31 protein-coding genes are annotated in these 24,426 nt (G+C 54.6%); 14 read left to right on the top strand and 17 right to left on the bottom strand.

Annotation, left to right across the window (positions count from 1 at the left end):
* Window positions 1-191: 191 nt before the first annotated feature.
* Window positions 192-404, top strand: a complete 213-nt coding sequence (locus tag AYI87_RS13060; protein WP_144202689.1) for an intracellular growth attenuator family protein — start codon at window positions 192-194, stop codon at window positions 402-404.
* 117 nt (window positions 405-521) lie between these two features.
* Here AYI87_RS13060 and AYI87_RS13065 read toward each other — a convergent pair whose 3' ends face one another.
* The 15 genes from AYI87_RS13065 to AYI87_RS21240 form a co-directional block, all read right to left on the bottom strand.
* Window positions 522-770: a hypothetical protein gene (locus AYI87_RS13065; RefSeq protein ID WP_144202691.1), complete on the bottom strand. Its 249-nt coding sequence runs from the start codon at window positions 768-770 to the stop codon at window positions 522-524.
* A 119-nt stretch (window positions 771-889) separates the two neighbouring features.
* Entirely contained in the window at window positions 890-2,152 is a 1,263-nt protein-coding gene (locus tag AYI87_RS13070) for a sensor histidine kinase (protein WP_144202692.1), read from the bottom strand.
* 11 nt (window positions 2,153-2,163) lie between these two features.
* Window positions 2,164-2,847: a response regulator transcription factor gene (locus AYI87_RS13075; protein WP_144202694.1), complete on the bottom strand. Its 684-nt coding sequence runs from the start codon at window positions 2,845-2,847 to the stop codon at window positions 2,164-2,166.
* A gap of 104 nt (window positions 2,848-2,951) precedes the next feature.
* Window positions 2,952-4,319, bottom strand: coding sequence for a magnesium transporter (gene mgtE, locus AYI87_RS13080; RefSeq protein WP_144202696.1), 1,368 nt, complete (start codon window positions 4,317-4,319; stop codon window positions 2,952-2,954).
* Between the two features lie 100 nt (window positions 4,320-4,419).
* Window positions 4,420-4,695 carry an HPr family phosphocarrier protein gene (locus AYI87_RS13085; RefSeq protein WP_011867111.1) on the bottom strand — a complete coding sequence of 92 codons (276 nt, stop codon included), beginning with the start codon at window positions 4,693-4,695 and terminating at the stop codon, window positions 4,420-4,422.
* Window positions 4,688-5,536 (bottom strand): RNase adapter RapZ, encoded by an 849-nt coding sequence (gene rapZ, locus AYI87_RS13090; protein ID WP_144202698.1) that lies wholly within the window; start codon window positions 5,534-5,536, stop codon window positions 4,688-4,690. Before rapZ ends, AYI87_RS13085 begins: the two co-directional genes overlap by 8 nt.
* Window positions 5,533-5,976, bottom strand: coding sequence for a PTS IIA-like nitrogen regulatory protein PtsN (gene ptsN / locus AYI87_RS13095; RefSeq protein WP_011867109.1), 444 nt, complete (start codon window positions 5,974-5,976; stop codon window positions 5,533-5,535). The genes rapZ and ptsN overlap by 4 nt, the downstream gene beginning before the upstream one ends.
* A gap of 2 nt (window positions 5,977-5,978) precedes the next feature.
* Window positions 5,979-6,266, bottom strand: coding sequence for a ribosome hibernation promoting factor (gene hpf / locus AYI87_RS13100; RefSeq protein WP_011867108.1), 288 nt, complete (start codon window positions 6,264-6,266; stop codon window positions 5,979-5,981).
* Window positions 6,267-6,296: 30 nt separating this feature from the next.
* Window positions 6,297-7,784, bottom strand: a complete 1,488-nt coding sequence (locus AYI87_RS13105) for an RNA polymerase factor sigma-54 (protein ID WP_144202700.1) — start codon at window positions 7,782-7,784, stop codon at window positions 6,297-6,299.
* A 134-nt stretch (window positions 7,785-7,918) separates the two neighbouring features.
* Complete coding sequence (gene lptB, locus AYI87_RS13110) at window positions 7,919-8,650, bottom strand: LPS export ABC transporter ATP-binding protein (RefSeq protein WP_011867106.1); 732 nt, start codon at window positions 8,648-8,650, stop codon at window positions 7,919-7,921.
* The gene (gene lptA / locus AYI87_RS13115) at window positions 8,647-9,192 is read right to left on the bottom strand and encodes a lipopolysaccharide transport periplasmic protein LptA (protein ID WP_144202702.1); all 546 of its coding nucleotides are present in this window, start codon (window positions 9,190-9,192) and stop codon (window positions 8,647-8,649) included. Before lptA ends, lptB begins: the two co-directional genes overlap by 4 nt.
* On the bottom strand, window positions 9,179-9,736 hold the full coding sequence (gene lptC, locus AYI87_RS13120) for an LPS export ABC transporter periplasmic protein LptC (RefSeq protein WP_011867104.1): 558 nt from the start codon (window positions 9,734-9,736) through the stop codon (window positions 9,179-9,181). Before lptC ends, lptA begins: the two co-directional genes overlap by 14 nt.
* Window positions 9,733-10,284 (bottom strand): 3-deoxy-manno-octulosonate-8-phosphatase KdsC, encoded by a 552-nt coding sequence (gene kdsC, locus AYI87_RS13125; protein WP_144202704.1) that lies wholly within the window; start codon window positions 10,282-10,284, stop codon window positions 9,733-9,735. The genes lptC and kdsC overlap by 4 nt, the downstream gene beginning before the upstream one ends.
* 1 nt (window position 10,285) lies before the next feature.
* On the bottom strand, window positions 10,286-11,263 hold the full coding sequence (locus AYI87_RS21235) for a KpsF/GutQ family sugar-phosphate isomerase (protein WP_186300620.1): 978 nt from the start codon (window positions 11,261-11,263) through the stop codon (window positions 10,286-10,288).
* A 33-nt stretch (window positions 11,264-11,296) separates the two neighbouring features.
* On the bottom strand, window positions 11,297-12,256 hold the full coding sequence (locus tag AYI87_RS21240; RefSeq protein WP_186300621.1) for a calcium/sodium antiporter: 960 nt from the start codon (window positions 12,254-12,256) through the stop codon (window positions 11,297-11,299).
* A 219-nt stretch (window positions 12,257-12,475) separates the two neighbouring features.
* On the opposite strand from AYI87_RS21240, the gene AYI87_RS13135 reads away from it, so the two are divergent.
* From AYI87_RS13135 to AYI87_RS21245, 8 genes are all read left to right on the top strand, one after another.
* A complete protein-coding gene (locus AYI87_RS13135; protein WP_144202798.1) occupies window positions 12,476-13,285 on the top strand; it encodes an ATP-binding cassette domain-containing protein in 810 nt (269 codons plus the stop codon).
* The gene (gene mlaE / locus AYI87_RS13140; protein ID WP_144202706.1) at window positions 13,272-14,057 is read left to right on the top strand and encodes a lipid asymmetry maintenance ABC transporter permease subunit MlaE; all 786 of its coding nucleotides are present in this window, start codon (window positions 13,272-13,274) and stop codon (window positions 14,055-14,057) included. The genes AYI87_RS13135 and mlaE overlap by 14 nt, the downstream gene beginning before the upstream one ends.
* A gap of 71 nt (window positions 14,058-14,128) precedes the next feature.
* Complete coding sequence (gene mlaD / locus AYI87_RS13145; protein ID WP_144202707.1) at window positions 14,129-14,602, top strand: outer membrane lipid asymmetry maintenance protein MlaD; 474 nt, start codon at window positions 14,129-14,131, stop codon at window positions 14,600-14,602.
* 11 nt (window positions 14,603-14,613) lie between these two features.
* The gene (locus tag AYI87_RS13150; protein ID WP_144202709.1) at window positions 14,614-15,267 is read left to right on the top strand and encodes an ABC transporter substrate-binding protein; all 654 of its coding nucleotides are present in this window, start codon (window positions 14,614-14,616) and stop codon (window positions 15,265-15,267) included.
* Window positions 15,267-15,560, top strand: coding sequence for a lipid asymmetry maintenance protein MlaB (locus AYI87_RS13155; RefSeq protein WP_144202711.1), 294 nt, complete (start codon window positions 15,267-15,269; stop codon window positions 15,558-15,560). Before AYI87_RS13150 ends, AYI87_RS13155 begins: the two co-directional genes overlap by 1 nt.
* 15 nt (window positions 15,561-15,575) lie before the next feature.
* Complete coding sequence (locus tag AYI87_RS13160; protein WP_011867095.1) at window positions 15,576-15,827, top strand: BolA family protein; 252 nt, start codon at window positions 15,576-15,578, stop codon at window positions 15,825-15,827.
* Between the two features lie 15 nt (window positions 15,828-15,842).
* Window positions 15,843-17,102, top strand: a complete 1,260-nt coding sequence (murA, locus tag AYI87_RS13165; protein ID WP_144202712.1) for a UDP-N-acetylglucosamine 1-carboxyvinyltransferase — start codon at window positions 15,843-15,845, stop codon at window positions 17,100-17,102.
* Between the two features lie 151 nt (window positions 17,103-17,253).
* Window positions 17,254-17,412, top strand: a complete 159-nt coding sequence (locus AYI87_RS21245; RefSeq protein ID WP_186300622.1) for a hypothetical protein — start codon at window positions 17,254-17,256, stop codon at window positions 17,410-17,412.
* A gap of 149 nt (window positions 17,413-17,561) precedes the next feature.
* Here the strand turns inward: AYI87_RS21245 and degS are convergent, their stop codons facing one another.
* Both degS and degQ read right to left on the bottom strand, forming a co-directional pair.
* Window positions 17,562-18,641 carry an outer membrane-stress sensor serine endopeptidase DegS gene (gene degS / locus AYI87_RS13170; RefSeq protein ID WP_144202714.1) on the bottom strand — a complete coding sequence of 360 codons (1,080 nt, stop codon included), beginning with the start codon at window positions 18,639-18,641 and terminating at the stop codon, window positions 17,562-17,564.
* A gap of 137 nt (window positions 18,642-18,778) precedes the next feature.
* On the bottom strand, window positions 18,779-20,131 hold the full coding sequence (degQ, locus tag AYI87_RS13175) for a Do family serine endopeptidase DegQ (RefSeq protein WP_144202716.1): 1,353 nt from the start codon (window positions 20,129-20,131) through the stop codon (window positions 18,779-18,781).
* A 310-nt stretch (window positions 20,132-20,441) separates the two neighbouring features.
* On the opposite strand from degQ, the gene zapE reads away from it, so the two are divergent.
* The 5 genes from zapE to AYI87_RS13200 all read left to right on the top strand — a co-directional run bounded on the left by zapE (window position 20,442) and on the right by AYI87_RS13200 (window position 24,319).
* On the top strand, window positions 20,442-21,548 hold the full coding sequence (gene zapE / locus AYI87_RS13180) for a cell division protein ZapE (RefSeq protein ID WP_011867091.1): 1,107 nt from the start codon (window positions 20,442-20,444) through the stop codon (window positions 21,546-21,548).
* Window positions 21,549-21,822: 274 nt separating this feature from the next.
* On the top strand, window positions 21,823-22,254 hold the full coding sequence (gene rplM / locus AYI87_RS13185; protein WP_011867090.1) for a 50S ribosomal protein L13: 432 nt from the start codon (window positions 21,823-21,825) through the stop codon (window positions 22,252-22,254).
* A gap of 15 nt (window positions 22,255-22,269) precedes the next feature.
* A complete protein-coding gene (rpsI, locus tag AYI87_RS13190) occupies window positions 22,270-22,662 on the top strand; it encodes a 30S ribosomal protein S9 (protein ID WP_011867089.1) in 393 nt (130 codons plus the stop codon).
* A 106-nt stretch (window positions 22,663-22,768) separates the two neighbouring features.
* Window positions 22,769-22,957: a DUF2065 domain-containing protein gene (locus tag AYI87_RS13195; protein ID WP_011867088.1), complete on the top strand. Its 189-nt coding sequence runs from the start codon at window positions 22,769-22,771 to the stop codon at window positions 22,955-22,957.
* Window positions 22,958-23,023: 66 nt separating this feature from the next.
* Window positions 23,024-24,319 (top strand): adenylosuccinate synthase, encoded by a 1,296-nt coding sequence (locus tag AYI87_RS13200; protein WP_011867087.1) that lies wholly within the window; start codon window positions 23,024-23,026, stop codon window positions 24,317-24,319.
* Window positions 24,320-24,426 lie beyond the last annotated feature (107 nt).

Genomic DNA, 24,426 nt, shown 5'->3' on the forward strand with positions numbered 1-24,426 from the left:
ATACACTTTGTCGCAATTAAGCTGGGCTCGATTGGCCGGTAATAACCCGCTCTGCTTCAGTGAGTTAGCTCTCACTAACACAAATACCTCTCGAGGGGGCTAATTGGCTTAAGTTTTGTTTAATTTTTCATCGCTACCCTGAGGTCGAAGGTGACTCCTGGTCACCCAGAGACTAAGTGTAAGGGTTGTGTATGATAGGTTTTGGCAGCGCCAGCAGTTCTGCAGGAGCAGATGTCGCAGTAAATATCATCACCTACCTGGGAGCCGGATGCTTGTTGGTGGTGGTCATAGGGTTTGCAATTGCCCTGTTTCAGGAGTGGCAGATGGTGCGCCGCTTCGATGCCGAGAAGCAGAGGCAGAGATTCTTCGATAGTCTCTCCAATATTACCCCGCGTTCCCGTTAGCGGCATACTATCCTAGCGTCGTTTCGCCGCGCTATTGATTCGCCGGTGGCCGAGCTTAGCACTCTACTTTAGAGATAACCTGGCTAGTTGAGCTTAAAAACTTAGCTGAGGTTAAAGCTAGTTAAGCGATAACCTGGCCTGCTCGGCGATCAGTGTCATGATTTCCCGATTCAGGCTGAGCTGCTGGCTCTGGCCTATCTCTTCCCAACCTAGCGCATTTAGCCGCGCATCTATCGCGCCCCGCTGTGGATGACCGCCTAGAAGGTGGGGGAAAGGTGCTTCTTCATGGCTTGGTTCCCCGTCGAATTGAGGTTGCCAAAAGGCGTCAGTGTCATTGGTGTGCCATTGTGTCTTGAGTGAAAACAAGGGAAAGCCTCCTAGTGCGTGACCGCGCTAGGATAAGCGAAACTTATGCCAATTAGATGACAGACTGAAAACAGGGTCTTGAGTGAGTGATTACTCGGCTCAGCACCTATCTTGCACCATCAGGAGGCATGGCTTGATGCAGAAAAGTGCAATCTGGCGATGCACCCCTTGTTGTAATTGCTGAGGCTAAAACGCCACTGATAACGCTGACACAGGGCCTCGACTATCTCCAGCCCTAGGCCATGGCCCTGGGGGCGGGTGTCGCTGCTGATCATGCCGCGGCCCTGATCTTTCACCGAGATCCCCTCGTCATCGACACTGATGTCGATGTGGCCGCTGTCGCTGGCATTGATGGCGTTATTGAGCAAGTTGATCAGTAACATGCGCAGCACCGCCTCACTGGGGGCTATCTGAGGCGTGGCATCTAGGGTGAGGCTTAATTGGATCTGTTTCTGGCTCGCCAGCGGCTCGACCTCGGCAAGGATCTGTCTCAGCTCTTTCTCCTGTAGCGGCCTGAGGTCGGGGGAGCTCAACCCCTTTTCCTGTTTCACCAGGCTTAGCAGCGCGTCTATGATGTGCTGCATATTGCTGGCGGCCTTGGTGATACGGCTTCGCTGTCGTTGCATAAACTCAGGTTTGCCCTCCTGTTCCATTAGACGGCTGGCGCCCTGAATAATGGTCAGCGGGGTTCTCAGTTCATGGCTGGCGTAGCGGGAGAAGGCTTGTTCCCGGCGGATCAGCTGGGCGATCTGCTGCTGATAATGGTTGAGGCTGGCGGTGAGGGCATGAAATTCCTGGGTGGCATCCTTGGAGACGCGAAAGCTCTGGTCGCCCTCCGAATCCTCGAGCTGCTCGCTGATGGCGCGAATGGGCGCGATTAGCCTGCGGGTGAGCAGTGTGATGGCAAAGCCGAACAGGGCAAACAGCATCAGGGTGACGGCCAGGATCACCAGGCTGATATTGTTCCACTCGTTGCGGCTCAATTCTACCTGCTCGGCGTCCATCACCAGAATCAGGGGATGTGTCGCCTCGCCCTCGCCATATTGGCCGCGAAAGATGAAGATATCTTCCTTGAAGGTGTCGTGCAGTTCATCGAGAAAACCGACGGGCAGGTCGGCAATGCCCTGATATTCATCGGGTAAGCTGGCTGCATCGTTATAGGCCACGATAGTGGTGCTCAACACCAGCGGCGATTCGGCGCCCTGCTGGAACGCCGTTTGGGCGCTAGGCGCTATCTGCTCCAGGGTGCGACGGTTGAGTTCATCTTCGACCCAGTAGAGGATAACGATACTGAGCAGGTAGAGAATGGCGGCCACCAAGAGGGCGATCCCCCCGAAGTAGAAACTTAGCTTGCGAGTCAGACTCTTGGCGGTTTTTTGCACCTGTAGGGCCTCTATTGATTCACGTCTAACCGGAAGCCTATCTTAGGCACGGTGAGTATGATGGGGGTGTCGAAGGGTTTATCCACCTGATTTCTCAGCTGGTACATATGGCTGCGCAAGATGTCGCTGTTGGGCGGTTCTTCCCCCCACAGGTGCTGCACTATCTCCTCTCGCTTCACCACGTTGGGCGCGCGGGAGATCAGCAGGTGGAGGATCTGATAGCAGCTTGGAGTCAGCTGTAGCTTCTTGCCATCGCGATAGGCGGTATGCTCGGCGATGTTGAGGGTGAGCGGCCCGCACTGCTGACAGCCCTGGGCGACACGCCCGAGCTGACGCTTGATCAACGCCAGCAGGCGCACATGCAGCTCATCGAGATCGAAGGGCTTGGTCAGGTAGTCGTCGGCGCCACTATGAAAGCCTTGCAACAGATCTTGTTTGTCGTCCAGCGCCGTCAGCATCAATATGGGCACGCTGGAGCCCTGCTGACGTAGGGCTTTGGCCACGGTGTAGCCGTCCATCTTGGGCAGCATGAGATCCAGTACTATGGCGTCGAAGTGCCCTTCGGTGGCGAGGCGCAGGCCGAGCTCGCCATTGCTGGCATAATCTACCTGAGCTCCTTGGGATTCGAGATAGTCTCCCAGGACACCGGCGACATCGGCATTATCTTCTATGATGAGTATTTGAGTATTTTGCATGGCAGTTCTCTGGCCGAGTGACTCTACCTATCCTAGCGTGAAAAAGATGTCGATAACATTGAAATTCAAGCGCATCCGATTGGGCGTTGGGATGCGCTTACTGATCAATTTAGCAGGAACAGGGTCGCCAGGCCGAGGAAGGCGAATAGGCCGATCACATCAGTGACTGTAGTCAGCACCATGCCACCGGCCAGCGCGGGATCGACGTTAAACTTCTTCAGCAGCAGTGGGATACAGGCGCCGGCCAGACCGGCCACCGTCATGTTGATCAGCATGGCGCCGCCGATTAGTCCGCCCAGGGCGATGTCGCCCTTCCACAGCCAGACGGCGGCAAACACCAGCAAGGACCAGAGCAGGCCGTTGAGAAAGCCGATCGCCAGCTCCTTGCCGATCAGCCAGCGGGAGTTACTCTGGCCTATCTGTCCCAGGGCGATACCGCGGATCACCAGCGCCAGGGTCTGGTTGCCGGCGACGCCGCCCATACTGGGCACTATGGTCATCAAGATGGCGATGGTGGCAAACTGCTCCAGGGTGTTCTCGAACATGTTGCTGACCGAGGCGGCCAGCAGGGCCGCAAACAGATTGATGGTCAGCCAGAGGGAGCGCCTCAGGGTACTCTTGACCACAGGGCCGAAGGTATCTGTGTCATCGTCCATCCCCGCCATCCCCATCATGGAGTGTTCGGCGTCTTCACGGATCACGTCGACAATATCATCGATGGTGATACGCCCCAGCAGACGGTTGCTCTCCTCTTCGACCACGGGGGCCGAGACCCAGTCGTGACGCTCGAACAGCTGGGCGACTTCGCCGTCATCCATGCCCACGGGGATCCCTTCGAGATCGTCGTTCATGATCTCCCGCACCGAGGCGTTGGGGTCGCAGGTCAGCAGATCGGTAATGCGCACGCCGCCAAGCAGGCTGTCGCGCTTATCCACCACATAGAGGGTATCGGTGGCATCGGGCAGCTCGCCGCGGATCCTCAGGTAACGCAAGATCACATCTATGGTGACATCGGGGCGCACGGTGACCGTGTCCGTATTCATGATACTGCCGGCGGTGTCTTCCGGGTAGGAGAGGGCTTGCTCTACCCTGGCCCTGTCTTGCGCCGTCATCGACTGCAACACCTGATTGAAGACGCTGTCGGGCAGGCTACGCAGTATGTAGGCCAGATCGTCAGTGTCCATGCCTTCGGCCGCCTTGGCGACGCGCTCGGGACTCATCTGGGTGATCAGGGTATCTTTGAGCTCTTCGCCCAGTTCGTCGAGGATCTCTCCCGTGTGCTGCTGATCGATCAGTTGCCAGAGCACCTGACGGGTGCGCGGCGGCGAAGATTCCAGGATGAAGGCGATATCAGAGGCGGCCATGTCGTGCAGCATGCTGCGCACATGGACAAACATGCCGCTGCCTAAGGCTTGAGTGAGCTGATTAAGGCGTTGATCTGTGGTTTCACTATCTAACACTTCGATCGGCATAGCTCCTCCTTTGGCAGTTGATTGAACGGCTTGGGTGGTAGGCTTGTAAGTCTATGATAAGTATAGGACGAAATTAAGCGGGCACCGCAAAGCGAGCCGATTATACGGCCTCATCGAATTTGGCGTCAATAAGGGCGCTGATGGCATCCAGGGCTGCCTGGGCATCTTTGCCTTCGCTGGTGATGGTGATGGTTTTACCCATGCCGGTTTCGAGCATCAGGAGGCCGAGTACGCTGGCGGCGGAGGCCTGTTTATCGCCCTGGATCAGGGTGACCTCGGCGTCGAACTTGGCGGCGAGCACCGCCAGCTTGGTCGCCGCTCTGGCGTGCAGGCCCAACTTGTTGCAGATGGTCAGCTCGCGAGCCAACTTAGTCATGCTTTAGCTCTCGGTGGCGCGCCTGAACCTTATGCTTGCCCTTGTTGAACAGCTTGGCGAGCTGGTCGGTCACATAGACTGATCTGTGCTGGCCGCCGGTGCAGCCGATGGCGATGGTGAGGTAGCTGCGGTTGTTGCGCTCCAGGTGTGGTAACCAGGTTTCCAGCAGGTTTTCGATCTGCCAGATGAACTTGTTGACCAGGGGCTGCTGACTCAGAAACTGCTGCACAGGCTCATCCAGGCCGGTCAGAGGCCTTAGCTCAGGTTCCCAATGGGGATTGGGCAGGAAGCGCACGTCAAACATGAAGTCGGCTTCGGTCGGCATGCCATATTTAAAGCCGAAGGACTCGAAGTTGATCACCAGCTCCTTGTCGACCGTGCCCAGCAGGATCTCACGTACCTTGTCGCTCAACTCATAGATGTTGAGGTTAGAGGTGTCGATATAGTGATCCACGAGTTTGGCGATGGGGTCGAGCAGCTTGCCCTCGAGCTGAATTGCCTCCTTGAGGGAGACCTTAGAGCGTGACAGCGGGTGTAGTCTGCGGGTCTCGCTATAGCGCTTGAGCAGTACATTGTCGCTGGAGTTCAGGAAGAAGCTTAAGATTTCGGTATCTTTGGGGAGCTTGGCCAGCTGCTTTTCCAGCTGGATCTCTTCGCTGGGCATGTTGCGTACATCGACGCTGATGGCCACGAGATCGCTGCGTCCCTTGAGCTGCTCCAGCAGGGACTCCATCATCTGCAAGGGCAGATTGTCGACACAGTAGTAGCCTAGATCTTCTAGGACCCTGAGTGCGACGGATTTTCCCGATCCTGAGCGTCCGGATACCAAAACCAATTTCATTGGGTGATCACCTGATAGAGTTCGGATTCGTCTTGGGTCTTTCTTAGCTGCTTCATGATCGCCTTATCATTGAGCTTCTCGGCCATAGCGGCCAGGGTGCTAAGATGTTGCTCGCATTGATCTGCGGGCACCAATAACGCAAAAAGGATATCGACGGGCTGATTGTCAATGGCATCGAATGCGATTGGTTCAGCACATTTCACCAGTACGGCCACGGGTTGATCTATGTTAGTCAGCCGTCCGTGAGGAATCGCGATACCATTGCCTATACCTGTGCTGCCCATTTTCTCTCGAGCCAGAAGGCTTTCAAATATTTCTTGAGAGGAGAGGGTGGGGTACTGGACAGCGGCTAAGTCGCTGATAAGCTCCAGTACCTTTTTCTTACTGCCCGGAGTGGCGCAGGTGGTGCACTCCGGCCGCAGGATGGTACTCAGTTCCATCGTTAATGTTTAGTAAGCTTCTCTTTGTGTTTAATGACCTGACGATCGAGTTTGTCAATCAGGGAGTCTATCGCGGCATACATGTCCGCATGTTCGGATGTTGCGAACACTTCTCCGCCACGGAGATGTAACTTTGCCTCAACCTTCTGTTGCAACTTTTCGACATTTAATACAACGTGCACATTATTGATCTGATCGAAATGACGTTCAAGCTTTGTGAATTTCTCTTCGATGTAGCTTCGTAGAGATTGGGTGATCTCGATATGGTGCCCAGTCAGGTTTATTTGCATAAAGATAGTCCTCCAGTTTCCAGGTTTGTTTTATAAGCTCTTGCGCTGATTCGAGGGCGGTATAAGCATTGCCTCGCGATACTTGGCAATGGTGCGTCTAGCCACCTTAATACCCTGTTCGGCCAAGAGTTGAGCCATCTTGCTGTCGCTCAATGGCTTTTTCTGGTTTTCCGCAGCAACCAGCTTCTTGATGAAGGCACGTATTGCTGTTGAAGAGCACTCTCCGCCATCGTCGGTACCGACGTGACTGGAGAAGAAATATTTAAGCTCGAAGATCCCTCTCGGGGTATGCATATATTTTTGCGTGGTCACACGTGAGATGGTGGATTCATGCATCTCCACCGCCTCGGCGATGTCGTTCAGTACCATGGGCTTCATCGCCTCTTCGCCAAATTCGAAGAAACCTTGCTGGAAGTCGACGATACAGTTGGTCACCTTGAGCAGGGTCTCGTTGCGACTCTCCAGGCTCTTGAGGAACCATTTGGCTTCCTGCAGGTGACCGCGAATAAACTGGCCGTCCGCCTGACTCTTAGTGCTGCGGGCCATGGCGGCATACTGTTGGTTGACGTTGATCTTGGGCATGCTGTCTGGGTTGAGCTCGACTACCCAGCGTCCCTTCTTCTTGGTGACGGTCACATCTGGGATCACGTACTCGTCGCGGCTGGCGGTGATGGCGAGCCCTGGACGGGGATTCAGGGTCTGGATCAGGGCGATGGCATCCCTCAGCTCATCTTCCTTGAGCTTGGTCTTGCGCATCAGCAGGCGGAAGTCGCGTCCGGCGATGAGATCCAGGTGTTCCTTGATCAGCATGCGGGCGTTAGCGATGTGCGGCGTGTCGTCACTGTATTGGGCCAGCTGGATCGTCAGACATTCGCTGAGGTCGCGGGCCGCCACGCCAATAGGGTCGAAGTGTTGTACCCGTTTGAGCACCGCCTCGACCTCGTCGAGTTCGATCTCAGGGTCGCCCATGGCCTCGAGAATATCTTCACAGGTCTGGGTGAGGTAACCGCGCTCGTCGATAGCGTCGATGATGGCGGTAGCGATGGCCAGGTCGTTATCGGAAAAAGGGGTCAGGTTCTTCTGCCATTCCAGGTGTTCATACAGACCTTCGCTGGTCTCGCCCTGAAAAGGCATGTCGTCGTCGCGCATGGCGCCCGAGCTTGAGTTTGGCGAGGCGGTGTAGACCTCATCCCAGGTGGTATCCACCGGCAGCTCGTCAGGCATAGAGTCTTGAGTCAGGGCATCTGAGGTCTCGACCCCTGAGTTATCCTGGCTCGAATCCAGCTCTATCTTGTCGTCGTACTTGCTGTCGAAGCTGTCGCTGACGCTATCGTCTTGCAGCTCGATGCTGGCGCTCTCCTGCTCTTCATCCAACTCCAGTAGCGGGTTGGATTCTAATGCCTGCTGGATCTCCTGCTGCAACTCTAATGACGACAACTGCAACAGACGTATGGCCTGCTGTAGCTGGGGCGTCATGGTGAGATGCTGACCCATTTTGAGCTGAAGTGACGCTTTCATCGTACTGCTATTCCCTTGTTTCTAATTATAAAATGAGAAAGCTCTGGCTATATGTGCCGGACAAATATATCGGATAGTTCCTAAGGCCACAATTAACGCGTGGTTTTTCCTCTGTGGCCCCATTATAAGATTAACTATAGCTTGAATTGTTCACCTAAGTACACTGCTCGTACTTGCTGGTTGTCTAAGATTTCGGCGGGTGTGCCCTCGGCGATCAGATTACCATGGCTGACGATATAGGCTTTCTCACAGACATCTAATGTTTCGCGCACGTTATGGTCGGTGATCAACACCCCCAGGCCGCGATTCTTGAGCTGCTCAATGATCTTCTTGATGTCGATTACCGAGATGGGATCGACCCCGGCGAACGGCTCGTCGAGAAGAATAAACTTAGGGTTGGCGGCCAGCGCTCTGGCGATCTCCACCCGGCGACGTTCACCGCCCGAGAGCGCCATGCCGTGGCTGTCACGGATATGGGTAATATGAAACTCTTCCAGCAGGTGTTCCAGCTCCTCTTCGCGGCCATCGTTATTAAGATCGCTGCGGGTCTGGAGCACGGCCATGATGTTGTCCCGCACCGAGAGCTTACGGAAGATACTGGCTTCCTGAGGCAGGTAGCCTATGCCTTTGCGGGCGCGTAGGTGCATGGGGTCTAGCGTCAGGTCGTCATCGTCGATAAAGATGCGGCCCTTGTCGCTCTGTACCAGGCCGACGACCATGTAAAAGGTAGTGGTCTTGCCGGCGCCGTTTGGCCCCAACAGGCCGACGATCTGCCCGGTCTTTACCGTGAGGCTCACGTCTTGGACAACGGCACGACTCTTATAGCTCTTGGCGAGGTTCTCCGCCTTCAAGATCAGGTCTGTCATTGTTTTTCCTGTTCTGGTTTCTTCTCGGGCTTCTGCTCTGGCTGGATCTGTTCCTGATAGTTCTCAGGCTGAATGATGGTGATCACTCTGTCTTTGCCTGTGCTCTCGGCGATCAGCTGTTGCTGCTCTATGTTGTAGCGGATCTGCGAACCCGTGACTTGGCTGCCTTCCTGTTCCAGGGTGGCGTCGCCGATCAGTGTCAGGGTGCGGCTGGAAAGCTCGTAGCGGATCTCCTTGGCGCTGGCCGAGGCGGGGCGGCCATCTTCCATCACCTGAGAGTAGGTGGCCGGGTTGCCGGTAGCGATCAGTATCTTGCCGCTGTTCTTCTCTTTGCTGAAGGCACGCAGCTCACTGGCCAATATCTTGATAGAGCCTTGGGTGACCTCGACCGGACCGTGGAAGATGATCTGGTTGTTCTTAATGTCGGCTTCCTGGCTGGCGGCTGAGATCTTAACCTCTTGCAGCAGGTCGTTCACCTTGGCATGGGCGCCAATACTGACCAGGGGCAGCAGGCCCGCAAGAATAAGGCTATTTAGTTTCATATGTTCCTTCTACCTGACTCGTCAGTTTGATATTTTGGGCGTTGAGATCGGCATATAAGCCTTCCCCCGTGATGAGAAAATCACGCCCTGTGATCCGAATGCTTCTGTCGGATGTCATAATCATAGTATTGAGATCCAGCTCCAGATAGGTGGTCTCTATGGTCTGAATCGGTTCCTCTGGGCTAATGGCATCAATGATAACATTATTTTCCAGGGTGACCCGTCCGCTATTTTTGTCCAGTGTGCCCTTGGTGGATCTCAGGCGCCACTGGGCATCGCCGTTGTCGGGGTAGACCAGATAGATGGGCTGGGTAAAGTAGGTCTGGTTGCGTTCGGCGTAGTGTTCCATGTGACTGGCCGATACGCGACTGTTGATACCACCCTCATCATTGTATTGCACGCTCTTGAGATCCCGGACTATGTAGTCGGGACGATCGACATTATCCAGGGCCAGCTCTTCGCTGCCCTTTTTCGACTGAACCTGCCAATAGAGGATCAGTGCTGTGCCGAAGAAGGCGATGATCGCCAGCGTGACTCTGTTCATATGCTCATTCCGTGGGCTGAGGCAAACTTATCCTGGCTGAGCAGGATGAGATCCGTCAGTTCACGCAGCGCGCCGTGGCCGCCCTTGATATGGGTAACCATGTCGGCGTGTTGGCGCACATAGGGATGACCGTCGGCCACGCACACAGACAGGCCAACCTGCTCCATCACGGGCAGATCCACCATGTCATCGCCGATATAAGCAACTTCCTCTGGCGTCACCTTATAGAGGTTAAGCAGCTCCTGATAAGGCTCGAGTTTGTTGTCAACCCCCTGGTAGATGTGGGTGATACCCAGGGCCGTCATGCGATCTTCCACTATCTGCGACTTGCGCCCCGTGATGATGGCCACCGGAATATCGCTGGTCAGCAGCGAGCGGACGCCATAGCCGTCGCGGGTATGGAAGGTCTTGAGTTCGTCGCCCGAGTTACTCATATAGACCAGACCATCGGAAAACACGCCGTCGACGTCGCAGATCAAGAGCTTGATCTGTTTGGCTTTTTGCCAGACAGCGTCGGTTATCGGGCCGTAGAAACCTTGATGTGCCATGTTAGATCACCCCCGCCTTGACCATGTCCAGCATGTTGAGTGCACCAATCGGCTTCTGCTGCTCGTCGGTGACAATCAGGCCGTTGATCTCTTTCTCGTCCATCACCTTGAGGGCCTGGGCGGCTAAGATGCCTTCGCTGACGGTGACGCAGCCATGGGTCATCACCTCTGAGATGGAGGTCTTGCGCAGGTTGATTTCGGCATCTATCACCCGGCGCAGGTCGCCGTCGGTGAAGATACCGACCAGCAGGCCCTGGTTGTTGACCACGCCTGTCATGCCCAGCCCCTTCTTGGAGATCTCATACAGGGCCTCTGTGATACAGATATCTTCGGCCACCAGAGGCAAGTCATCACCCTTGTGCATCACGTCGCTCACCTTGAGCAGCAGCTTGCGTCCCAGGCTACCGCCGGGGTGGGAGAGGGCGAAATCATCTTTGGTGAAGCCTCTGGCTTGCAGCAGGGCTACCGCCAGGGCGTCGCCCATGACGAGCGTCGCCGTGGTGCTCGAGGTGGGCGCCAGTCCGAGCGGGCAGGCCTCTTCCGGTACCTCGATACACAGATGAACGACCGAATGCTTGGCCATATTGGACTCAGGTTTGCCCGTCACCGCGATGACAGGCAGCCCCATGCGCTTGATAACAGGCATCAGGGTTAAAATTTCGCTGGCCTCGCCCGAGTTGGAGATGGCGAGCACGATATCGTTCTCGCTCAGCACGCCCAGGTCGCCATGGCTGGCCTCGCCGGGGTGGACGAAGAAGGCAGGGGTGCCTGTGCTGGCCAGGGTGGCCGAGATCTTGTTACCTATGTGGCCGGATTTGCCCATGCCCATCACGATAACCTTGCCGGTGCAGGCGAGGATCAGTTGGCAGGCCTTGGCAAATTCACTCGAGTCGACATATTGATACAGGTTGTCCAGCGCGTTGCGCTCGGTATCGATAACCTTGCGTCCCCATTGACGTAATTGATCTGCATCTACCATCTTGTTCTCTCTATTTTGTCGGCCTAAACGTTATTAGGATAGGAAAAGCGTGACTTGGTACGCGATAAAAGTCGCTAATAACACACCGCCATGCCAGGGGCGTAGTTGGCGGGCCTTGCCGGTTAATAAAATCAGTATGGCCAGGGCAACGCTGGTTGCCATCACCATATAAAAGTCGCGACTGCTGGCGGCGGCATCTACCGCGCCAGGGGCGATAAGGGCGGGCAGCGCCAGTACCGCAAGAATGTTAAACAGGTTCGAGCCGACCACGTTGCCTATGGCAAGGTCGTCCTCTTTCTTTAATACGCCCGCCACACAGGCCGCCAGTTCAGGCAGGCTGGTACCGACGGCGATAATGGTCAGGCCTATGACTAAGTCTGACATATGGAAGGCCTTGGCGATACCCACGGCGCCCTGCACCATCCAGTCGGCAGACAGGGGCAGCAGCACAAGGCCAATCACCAGCCAGAGGATCGCCTTAGGCGTAGGCACATCTTTAGGCACCTCGCTCTCGGCCTCGTCGATTAGGGGATCCTTCTCCTTGTTGACGATGGCATGCCAGATCAGATAACCCATGAGGGCAAAGAAGAGTGCCAATAGCACCAGACCCTCGATGCGGGTCAGCTGACCATCGTGGAGGAAGTAACCCGCCAGCGCCGTAGCACCTAGCATCATAGGGATTTCTCGCTTGAGTGTCTGTGAGCTTACCGAGATTGCGCCTAATAGGGCGGTGATCCCCAGGATCAGCGTGATGTTGGCGACGTTGGAGCCCAGTACATTCCCTATGGCGGTGTCTGTCATGCCTTCGAGGGAGGCGGTGGCTGCCACAAACATTTCCGGGGCCGAGCTGCCCATGGCGACTATGGTGAGGCCAATCAACATGGGCGGCAGCCCAAGATTACGGGCGAATGCTGCGGCGCCGAAGACAAATTTGTCGGCACTCCAGACAAGGGCACCCAAACCAGCAATCAGTAAGAAAATATTAAATAGCATTGAAAATCTTTTTGTTTAAGAGTCTGCCGCGCATTTTCGCTGGAATTGAACAAAATTGAAAGTATTGCGCAAAGATAGTGTCGATTCAGTTGTGCACAATCCGTCAATTTCGTACAATTTGTCTCTTTTCCTGCCGCCTAACCATGGAACGCATTAGGTCCCGTTATGAGTCATCAATCGTTAAGTCATGACAGCCAAGCCAAGGGTGAGAGTGAGCCGATGGAACACGTGCAGCCATTGGTGGAGATCAGTCATCTGGGCTTCAGTCGTGGCACCCATGTTATCTATGACGACGTCAGTCTCACCATTCCCAAAGGGAAGGTGACCGCCATCATGGGGCCCAGCGGCATAGGCAAGACTACCCTACTTAAGCTGATCGGTGGTCAGCTGCGGCCGGACTCTGGGGTCATCAAGGTCGATGGCATTGACGTTCATAAATGCAATCGCGGCGAGCTGTTTGCCCTGCGCAAGCGCATGAGCATGCTGTTTCAGAGCGGCGCCCTGTTTACCGACATGAATGTGTTCGACAACGTGGCTTTTGCCCTGCGGGAACACTCGGACCTGCCCGAGGCGATCATTCGCCGCATCGTACTGATGAAGCTCGAAGCCGTGGGGCTAAGAGGCGCGGCGCAGATGATGCCGAGCGAGCTCTCCGGCGGCATGCAGAGGCGTGCGGCCTTGGCCCGAGCCATCGCCCTGGAGCCGGAACTGGTGCTTTACGATGAGCCCTTCGCCGGACAGGACCCCATCTCCATGGGGGTGCTGGTGAAGCTGATCCGCGAGCTGAGTGATGCGCTGAGCCTCACCTCTGTGGTGGTGTCCCACGACGTGCAAGAGGTGCTGGGGATCGCCGACTATGTCTATGTGCTGGCCGACAAGAAGGTGATCGCCCACGGCACGCCAGCCGAGTTGAAGGCGGCAGATAACCCTAAGTTGAAGCAGTTTATCGGCGGTGAGCCCGATGGGCCCGTGCCATTTCATTTTCCCGCCCAGGATTACCAGAAGGAGATGTTAGGTGAGCGTGATTGATCAAATCGCCCGCTTAGGTCGTGGTGCGATCGATAGCGTCACCGGCCTGGGACGCGCCGGACTCATGTTGTGGGGCGCCATCGCCAAGATGCCTAGGGTGCGCAAGGGCACGCCTCTGCTGATCAAGCAGCTGTACGTGATTGGCGTGCAGTCCATGGTGATCATCCTGGTCTCCGGCCTCTTCATCGGCATGGTGCTGGCGTTGCAGGGCTATAATATTTTGGTGGGTTTCGGCACAGAAGACAGCCTGGGGCCCATGGTGGCGCTCAGTCTACTGCGTGAACTGGGGCCCGTGGTGACCGCGCTGCTGTTTGCCGGACGCGCCGGCTCGGCGCTTACCGCCGAGATAGGTTTGATGAAGAGCACCGAGCAGCTCTCCAGCCTGGAGATGATGGCTATCGATCCCCTGCGTCAGGTGATCGCGCCGCGCTTCTGGGCCGGGGTGATCAGCCTGCCGCTACTGGCACTGATGTTTACCGCCGTGGGCATCTATGGCGGTCATCTGGTCGGGGTGGAATGGAAGGGGATCGACAGCGGCAGCTTCTGGTCTATCCTGCAGGCCTCGGTGGAGTGGCGTCAGGATATAGTGAACTGCCTGATCAAGAGCCTGGTATTTGCCGTAGTGGTGACCTGGATAGCCCTGTATCGCGGCTATCATGTGATCCCAAATCCCGAGGGGATCAGCCGGGCGACCACCCAAACCGTGGTGCAGTCCAGCCTGGCGGTATTGGCGCTGGACTTCCTGTTGACGGCCATGATGTTTGGCCGCTGATTAAATTTTGTTTATGGATAAACCTATATATTTGCCGTCGTGGTATGTATAGAACTGAGTGGTAATTGAGTATGTTGACTCGAAAAATTGAACTATTAGTTGGCTTGTTTATTCTGTCGGGCCTGATGGCCTTTCTGGTATTGGTGTTCAACGTGGCCAATGTCGAGGTGAAGCCTGGCCAGAGCCACTACACCCTGTATGCCAAGTTCACCAACATAGGTGGCCTCAAGGTGCGCTCACCGGTCAAGGTGGGTGGCGTAGTGGTCGGTAGGGTGACAAACATCAGCCTGGATCCTGAGGAACTGGTGGCCGTGGTCGAGCTGACCATGGACAATCAATACGATCAGTTCCCCGAGACCAGTAGCCTGTCGATCCTCACCTCGGGTCTGCTGGGTGAGCAGTTCTTGGGGCTGACGCCAGGATTTGTGATGGACGATATCGGCATGCTCAAAGATGGCGATCGTATCGACGACACTCACTCGGCCTTAGTGCTCGAAGATCTCATCGGCCAGTTCTTATACAGTATGAAGTCTAAAGAAAATTAATCGGGACGAATATGAAACAGTTGTTGCAAGTACTCTTCTCCGCCATGGTGTTGCTGATCGGCGGTGCCGTTAGCGCCGAGGAGATCTCGGTCAATACCAAGGACCCCTATGCCATGGTGGAATCTGTGGCTAACAAGACTTTTGCCCGTTTTCATCAGGATATTGCCACAATTCAGGCCAATCCAGACCATCTTAAGGTGATAGTCTCTGACGAGTTGATGCCTTATATCGATTATAAGTATGCGTCTTATAAGGTGATGGGGCCCTACTTGCGTCAGAGTACGCCGGATCAGCGCGAGCGTTTCGCCGAGGCCTTTAAGACTTATCTGATAGCCACTTATGCCCAGGCCTTCACCGAGTATACCGACCAGCAGGTGGAGTTTGCCCCGGCTAAGGGGTTCGATGGAGAGAAGATGGTGGATGTCAACGTGCAGATCATCGAGCAGGGCCGTCCGCCCATCAAGCTGATCTTCAGGGTGCGTCGCTTGAAGGACGATACCTGGAAGGCGTTCGACTTGGTGGCCGAAGGGGTGAGCCTGCTCTCCTCTAAGAGCGCGGAGATCACTAACCTGATCCGCCAAAATGGCATAGATGCGGTGATAAAAGAGCTGGAGACCCACACAGATAACCATATCAGCTTGGTTAACAAGGGGACTAAGCTATAATGCTGAGCTTCAACCAGGCGGCGGGTCACTGCCAGGTCAGTGGCGAGCTGTCTCAGGCGGCGGTGGTGGAGCTCTGGCCTAAGCTAGAGACGCTACTCGATGGTGCCTGTGACCGACTGGATCTTGCTGGCGTGTCTTATAGTGACAGCGCCGGTGTCGCCCTACTGCTGCACCTGGTGGCAGAGCAGCAGAAGAAGGGTCAGTCGCTGGTGCTCTGCAATCCGCCGGCGCAACTGCAAAAGTTAATAGATTTATATGATTTACAAGACTTCTTCACCGAAGAAGCCAAATAAAAGGGTTATCCGTTTATGGAATGTAATGAGATTGAACAGCTGCTTAGCCAAGCGCTGACACTGGATGAAGTACACGTGAGCCAGGATGGGACACACTATAAGATTGTTGCCGTCGGTGAGTGTTTCGACGGTGTGAGCCGCGTGAAGCAACAGCAGATGATCTACGGCCCTTTGATGGAACATGTGACCAGTGGGGCGCTGCATGCCATCACTATCAACGCCTTTACCCCTACGCAGTGGAAGCGTGAAAAAATCTTCAACATGTAAGGCTAGAGACTCATAGTGGATAAATTAACAATTCAGGCCAGTGGTGCACTGGCCGGTGACGTGGTGATTTCAGGCGCCAAGAACGCCGCCCTGCCGATCCTGATGGCCGGAGTGCTGGCCGAGACAGACTTTGTGGTCAGCAATGTGCCTAACCTGAGGGACGTCAACACCAGCTGTGAGCTGCTGCGCTGTCTTGGTGCCGAGGTGAGCCGTAGCGACGAGGGTAAGATCACCATCTCTACCACCCATCTCAACGAGTTCTGCGCGCCCTATGAGCTGGTGAAGACCATGCGCGCCTCTATCTTGATCTTGGGGCCCTTGCTGGCTCGTTACGGCACCGCCGACGTCTCTCTGCCCGGTGGTTGCGCCATCGGCGCCCGCCCGGTTAACCTGCACCTGCATGGTCTGGAGCAGATGGGCGCGAAGATCGAAGTGAAAGAGGGTTATATCAAGGCCCGTGTCGATGGTCGCCTCAAGGGTGCCCATATCTTCATGGACATGATCAGCGTAGGTGCCACAGAGAACCTGCTGATGGCGGCGGCCCTGGCCGATGGCGAGACGGTGATAGAGAACGCGGCCCGTGAGCCAGAAGTTATCGATCTCGCCAACTGCCTCAACGCCATGGGGGCTAAGATCAGCGGCGCCGGTAGCGATACCATTCGCATCCAGGGTGTCGAGTCGCTTAGTGGCTGCGAATATCGCGTGATGCCAGACCGTATCGAGACCGGCAGCTTCCTGGTGGCCGCGGCGGTAACCAAGGGCAAGATACGTTGTGTCGATGCCGATCCTAAGACCCTGGAGGCCGTGCTCGCCAAGCTGGAAGATGCTGGCGCCAGCATCACCACGGGCGAAGACTGGATCGAGCTGGACATGCAGGGCCAACGCCCCAGGGCGGTCAACATCAAGACCATGCCTTACCCAGGTTTTCCGACGGATATGCAGGCGCAGTTCTGTGTACTCAACGCCCTGGCGGAAGGTACGGCGACCATTACCGAGACCATCTTCGAGAACCGTTTCATGCATGTGCCCGAGCTTATCCGCATGGGTGCCAACATGGAGCTGGAAGGCAATACCTGTATCATCAAGGGTTGTGAGCTGCTCAATGGCGCTCAGGTGATGGCAACGGATCTGCGCGCCTCGGCGAGCCTGGTTATCGCCGGCCTGGTGGCCGACGGCGTAACCACGGTAGATCGTATCTATCACCTCGACAGAGGCTACGAGCATATCGAAGAGAAGTTTAAGGGCCTCGGCGGCGAAGTCGTGCGGGTCAGCTAAGCCTAGCTTCATCTTACAAAGCCACCTTAGGGTGGCTTTTTTGTGCCTGATGCATGGCTGACGCAACTGGTCACAAAATAATACAGGTAATTTACATAGGCTAAGCTTATGATTGGTGGGTAGGCCAATTTGAATATGCTAAGGAGAGTATATGGCACATGGCAAAAGGATGGCGTTATTAGTGGGGCTGCTGATCGGCGCCCTGATCTGTTACGGCGTGGGCATGCACCTGGGGGCCTTGAGCCTGCTGGTCGTCGGCGCGCTGCTAGAGTGTGGTTTCTGGTTGCGGCTGTTTAAGAGCCCAAGCTAAGGGCTTAAGCTAAGCGCTAATGCTCAGAGCCTGAGCAAGTTAGCCGCTCGACATAATGAGCTTAGCGTGACAATGAAAAGGTAAAAGAAAAGCCAGCGATTGCTGGCTTTTTTGGTCTGCGGGCTTGAGTCACTATTCTTCAGAACCCGTTATTCCGTACCCAGGTTTTCCCCTATGGTGACAGGTACCTCATAGTACTTGCCGCTGCGGATGATGGTCATGGTCACCTGAGTGCCCGGTGGCGTCTCGGCAATCCTATCCATCAGCATCTCGACGCCGGGAACGGTTTCGTCGTTAAACTTAGTGATCACGTCTCTGGGTCTCAGCTTGGCCTGGGCGGCCGGTCCCTGATGATCCACACCAGTTACCATGACACCGGTCAGATCCGGCAGGTTGAGGATCTGCGCCATCACCGGGTTGATCGCTTCGCCTGTGATGCCTAGTGCACCACGGATCACCCGGCCATCTTTGATCAGCTTACCCATGATGCTGTGGGCCAGCTTGATGGGGATGGCGAAATTAATGCCATGGCCACCACCTTCGCCACCTATCTGGAAGGCGGCGGTGTTGATGCCGATCAGTCTGCCGCTGGTGTCGATAAGCGCGCCGCCCGAGTTGCCCGCGTTGATGGCGGCATCTGTCTGCAGGAAGTCCAGATAACCCGAGCTAAGGCCGTTACGGCCGGTGGCGCTGATGATCCCTTGGGTGATGGTTTGCCCCAGGTTATAGGGGTTGCCGATGGCCAGTACCACGTCGCCCACCTGTGCCGGCACGTCTAAGTTGATAGGCACCACGGGCAGGGTATCGCCCTCTATCTTGAGCACCGCCAAGTCGGTGACAGAGTCTGACCCCACCACCTCTGAGGTAAACTTGCGGCCATCTTGCAGGGCGACCACTATCTCGTCCGCCTTCTTGACCACGTGATAGTTGGTGAGTATGTAGCCCTCTTTGCTCATGATCACGCCTGACCCCAGGCCTTGCAGGGAGCCCGAGTTGAGCGGGCGGCTCTGATCTATGCTCAGACTATAGATGTTGACCACGGCGGGTGCGGCGCGACGTACTGCCTGAGAGAAGGAGAGTTCTATCCCGTTTTGTCCCCGGCTCTGGAAGAAGTTACCGTGATTGGCAGTGCCTGTGATCCATGGGGTGATGACCAGAAAGACGGCGGCCATGATGAGGCCGAAAAAAACTGCTTTCGCGATGTAAATTACCGTGTCTTTAAGCGTCATGATTTAAGGTGTTATAGGATAAGTAGCGTTAGATTAACATGTTTATTTATAGGGCACTATTGGCCTAAGTGCATAAGCAGGAAATAAAAGAGGCCACAACAAGGGTGTGTAAACCCTGCCATGGCCTCTAGTGCGCCTTATCTCAGAACCAGATAGAGGCTGTTGTCACCGCGCAGCAGTTTCAGGGCCACGGCGCCGTGTTGCTCCTTCAGTTCCGCCTTGAGCTCCTTAAGATCTTCGATACGGGTACGGTTGACCCCGACTATGATATCGCCCTTAAGCAGGCCACTGGCCGCCGCCGGAGAACCCTGGGCGATCTCGGTGATCTCGACCCCCTTCTTGTTGTTCTCCAGGGTGGCACCCGCCAGCATTGGATGTACGGCGCCCGCCGCGGTTTCTGTCTGCTGGCTCGCCTCGCCTAATACCGCGGTGACCGTCTTCTCATCGCCGTCGCGGATAAGACCCAGTTTCACCTTGGCGCCAGCGCCCATGGTACCTATCTTGGCTCTCAGCTCCTGGAAGGACTTGATCGGCTTATCGTTGACGCTGACTATGATGTCGCCGGCCTTGATGCCCGCCTTGTCGGCGGCGCTGTCTGGCATTACCTCGTTGACGAAGCCGCCGTGCTGCGAATCTAAGCCGAAGCCCTGAGCCAGCTCGCTATCTAAGTCACGACCACTGACCCCCAGCACGCCGCGGCGGACTTCACCGTGTTCGATCAGCTGATCCACCAGGTTGTTGACCATGTTGGCGGGGATTGCGAAGCCGATACCCACGTTCCCGCCGCCCGGGGCGACGATGGCGGTGTTGATGCCGATCAGCTCACCGTTGAGGTTCACCAGGGCGCCGCCCGAGTTTCCGCTGTTGATGGCGGCGTCAGTCTGAATGAAGTTCTCCAGCATCTCGATACCTAAGCCGCTGCGGCCCATGGCGCTGACGATACCCGAGGTGACCGTCTGGCCTAAACCGAAGGGGTTACCGATAGCCACGGCGAAGTCGCCCACCTTTAATTCATCCGAGTCAGCGCGCTTGAGGGCCACCAGGTTTTTGGCTTCTATCTGTAGCAGGGCCACGTCTGACTCGGCGTCGGTACCGATAAGCTTGGCCTCGATCTCACGACCATCGTGCAGGCCAATCAAGATCTCGTCGGCGCCCTCGATCACATGGTTATTAGTGACGATATAGCCTTTCTTAGCATCTATGATGACGCCCGAACCCAGACCCTTGAAGGGACGTTCCTGCACCTGTTCTCTCGGGGCATTGGGGCCGAAGAAGTAGCGGAAGGCATCGGGCAGACGCTGCTTAGAGACATGGGTGCCAGAGACGGCGACGGCAACCACGGCTGGGGTGGTTTTCTCCAGCATGGGGGCCAGGCTGGGCAGCGCTTGTCCGTCGACGGCCAGTGGAATGGCGGCTTGAGAAACGGCAGGCATAACCATCAGGCTCGCGCCGAGCAGTGCGGCGGAAAGTAGTGATAATTTCGTTTTCATCTATTCATGACTCCAATGTTGCAATTATGAACTTATGACTCTGTAGATATAAGGCTACTCGGACGTAAATCAAGTGATTAAATAATGCAGTGTTACTCAATCCGACTATCGCCTTCTCGATAAAGTTCAGGTGATTAACAAAGGTTAATTTTTCGTTAGTCTTCATCGACTAGCGAGCGATACAGCCTTGACCGTCCCATTAAGGCTTGTCTGTGCCAGCTTAGGTTTTAGCTTGGCCCACATATACCCTGGGATCGATTGTCGTGATACCATTTGGCGGTTGAATTAAGGATAGAAGAGAATAATTTCAGTGTCGCATCTCACCCCCTGGCAGCATTACCAAGCCGATCTACAACGTGATGACTTTTCCTATGACCCTGCTCAGGAGCAGGCGGTCAAGGCCCTGCAACGTGTCTATGATGAGTTGCTGGCGGCGCAGCAAAAGCCCTCGGGGATGGCGAAACTATTGGGTTTCCTGGCTAAGCCAGCGCCTCAGGTGCAAGGCTTGTATCTCTGGGGCGGGGTAGGGCGCGGTAAGACCTATCTGATGGACACCTTCTATGATGCCCTGCCGGGCGAGCGTAAGCTCAGGGCGCACTTTCACCGTTTCATGCATCAGATCCATCTGGACCTCGACGGCCTCAAGGGGCAACGAGACCCCCTGTTGGTGATTGCCAAGCGGATGGCCGAGCGTTATCAGGTGATCTGTTTCGACGAGTTCTTCGTCTCCGACATCACAGACGCCATGTTGCTGGGCACCCTGTTTCAGGCGCTATTTGCCGAAGGGGTGGCTCTGGTCGCCACCTCAAACATCATTCCCGATGAGCTCTATCGTAACGGCCTGCAGCGGGCGCGTTTCCTGCCGGCGATTGCGCTGATCAACAAACACTGCCAGGTGCTGAATGTCGACAGCGGTATAGATTATCGTCTACGCACCCTGGAGCAGGCGGAGATCTATCATTATCCGTTGGATCCTCAGGCCGACAAGAACCTGCTGAGTTACTTCCAGCAGCTGGCGCCTGAGTCGGAAGTTTCCCGCGAGGCCATAGATATCGATGGCCGCGAGATAGGCATACGTCAGCAGGCCCAGGGCGTGTTGCTGATTGATTTTCGTGATTTGTGCGACGGCCCCCGTAGTCAGCGCGACTATATGGAGCTAGCTTGTCTCTATCACACCGTACTACTCAGCGGTGTCGAGCAGATGGGAAGCCAGAGCACGGGGGATGACATCGCCCGCCGCTTTCTGGCCATGGTGGATGAGTTCTACGAGCGCCATGTGAAGCTGATCATCTCGGCCGAGGTGGCACTGGAGGAGATCTACACCCAGGGGCTGCTGAGTTTCGAATTCAGACGCTGTCGCTCGCGCCTGACCGAGATGCAATCTCACGATTATCTTGCGCTGGAACACCTGCCCTAAGTCCTAGATTAATGCGATAAAGGGCGCTTTTTGCCTTTTCGTCATCAAATCGATGTCAAGCTGAGTAAATCATTTAAATTAGCTGAAAAAATTAGGTGATTTTTAACTCAGCTTTGTCTATAATTCGCGACCTGCCCTCGTTACTCCGCCAAAACGGCGGAAGTTGTAAAGCCTTATTCTTTGCTCGAAGGGGCGGAGAATGGCATTTTTTGTGTTGTTATTTATTAAAAAATAATGGCATTTGAGACAGAATTTAAACATTGGGTTTTTGTAAATGAAGACTACATATACTGCTACACCAGAAACAGTGACGCGCGAATGGTTCGTTGTTGACGCTGAAGGTAAAACTTTAGGTCGTATCGCGACTGAAATCGCTCGTCGTCTACGTGGCAAGCATAAGGCAGAATACACTCCTCACGTTGATACTGGCGATTACATCATCGTTATCAATGCTGAGAAAGTAACTGTAACTGGTAACAAAGCAGCAGCTAAGACTTACTACTCTCATTCTGGTTTCCCAGGTGGTATCAAGCAGATTACTTTCGATAAGCTGCAAGATCATAAGCCAGAAATGATTATCGAGAAAGCAGTAAAAGGTATGTTGCCAAAAGGTCCTCTAGGACGTGCCATGTACCGTAAACTGAAAGTTTACGCTGGCGCAGAGCACAACCACGCTGCACAACAACCACAAGTTCTTGATATCTAATCCGGGAGTAAGCTAATGTCTGCAACTCAGTACTACGGCACTGGCCGTCGCAAAACATCTACTGCTCGCGTATTCGCTAAAGTAGGTAGTGGTAACATCGTCGTGAACCAACGTCCACTTGACGAATATTTTGGTCGTGAGACTGCTCGTATGGTTGTTCGTCAACCTCTAGAGCTAGTTGAAATGACTGAAAAGCTAGACATCTATGTAACTGTTAAGGGCGGTGGTATCACTGGCCAAGCAGGTGCAATCCGTCACGGTATCACTCGTGCCCTGATGGAGCTTGATGAAGCTCTACGTCCATCTCTACGTGCCGCTGGTTTCGTTACCCGTGATGCTCGTAAAGTTGAGCGTAAGAAAGTCGGTCTACGTAAAGCACGTCGTAAGCCACAATTCTCAAAGCGTTAATATTACGCTGCGAAGATTGGAAAAACCCAGCCTTGTGCTGGGTTTTTTTATGGCTGTTTTCTGCTATTTTTAAACCCTAATTGTTCGCTACAGGAAACACACCTAGATGACATTCCAACTCCTGATGCTGGTTTTGGCCATAGTGCTGATTATCGAAGGGATAGGTCCGCTTTTATTTCCGAATCGTTGGCGGGCATATTTGCAGGAAATTTCCAGCCAAAATCAACGGGTTTTACAAAGGTTAGGTGGTGCTTTAGTGACCGCAGGCGTGGTCATATTGATTATTTTTTCATAAATTACTTGCCACTTCCCCCCCAAGATCTGCTAAAATCCCGTTTTAACCACTACCTTGCAGCAAATAATGGGCAAAAACGTTGTAGTTCTCGGCACCCAATGGGGTGACGAAGGAAAGGGTAAGATAGTCGATCTACTTACCGAACAGGCCAAATATGTCGTTCGTTATCAAGGTGGCCACAATGCTGGTCATACACTTGTTATCGATGGTGACAAAACCGTTCTTCATCTTATTCCATCAGGGATCTTACGCGATAATGTAAAATGCATTATCGGTAATGGTGTTGTGCTTGCGCCCGACGCCCTGATGAAAGAGATCAACATGCTTAAAGAGCGTGGCGTCCCTGTAGAGGAGCGTCTGCTTATCTCCGAAGCGTGTCCGTTAATCCTTCCTTTCCATTGTGCCTTAGATATCGCACGTGAAAAAGCACGCGGTAACAAAGCTATTGGTACAACGGGTCGTGGTATCGGTCCTGCTTATGAAGATAAGATCTCTCGTCGCGGTCTTCGTGTTGGCGATCTGTTTAACGCAGAACTGTTCGCCGAGAAACTGAAGGAAGTGATGGCATATCACAACTTCATGTTGACCGAATACTATGGTTGCGAAGCGGTTGATTACGAGACCACGCTAAAAGATGCGTTGGCCATTGCCGACTATCTGAAGAGCATGTGTACCGATGTTACTGAACTGCTGGATCAGGCCCGTAAGAATGGCGACAACATTTTGTTCGAAGGCGCTCAGGGCACGTTACTGGATATCGACCACGGTACTTATCCGTTCGTAACCTCTTCAAACACGACTGCCGGTGGTGTAGCAACAGGTTCAGGTTTCGGTCCACGTCATCTGGACTATGTCTGCGGTATCATCAAGGCATACACCACACGTGTAGGTGCGGGTCCTTTCCCAACTGAACTGCGTGACGAGATCGGTGATCACTTAGGTACTAAGGGTCAAGAGTTCGGTGCGACCACAGGTCGTAAGCGTCGTCCAGGTTGGTTAGATATCGTTGCCATGAAGCGCGCGGTTCAGATCAACAGCATCAGCGGTTTCTGTTTGACTAAGCTTGACGTACTCGACGGCTTGAAAGAAGTGAAGCTATGTGTGGGTTATCAGTACCCAGATGGCAGCATCTCTACCGTAACTCCGCTGGCAGCCGAAGGCTACGAGCAGGTAACGCCTGTACTCGAGACTATGCCTGGTTGGAGCGAAAGCACCTTCGGTGCGACCTCTATCGATCAACTGCCACAGGCAGCGCTCGACTATATCAAGCGAATCGAAGAGCTACTGGAAACGCCAGTCGACATTATCTCAACGGGTCCCGATAGAAACGAGACCATGATTCTAGTGAATCCGTTCAGTTAATCATAAGGGCCGCGTTAAGCGGCCTTTTTATTTTTAGGGCCTAGCCTAGAGTAGCGAAAGCGAACCTGGTTAGATTAAGCCTGGTTAGTAAGCCTAGTTAGAATAAA

The sequence above is a fragment of the Shewanella sp. KCT genome (assembly GCF_007636505.1).
Classification (GTDB): Bacteria; Pseudomonadota; Gammaproteobacteria; order Enterobacterales; family Shewanellaceae; genus Shewanella; species Shewanella halotolerans.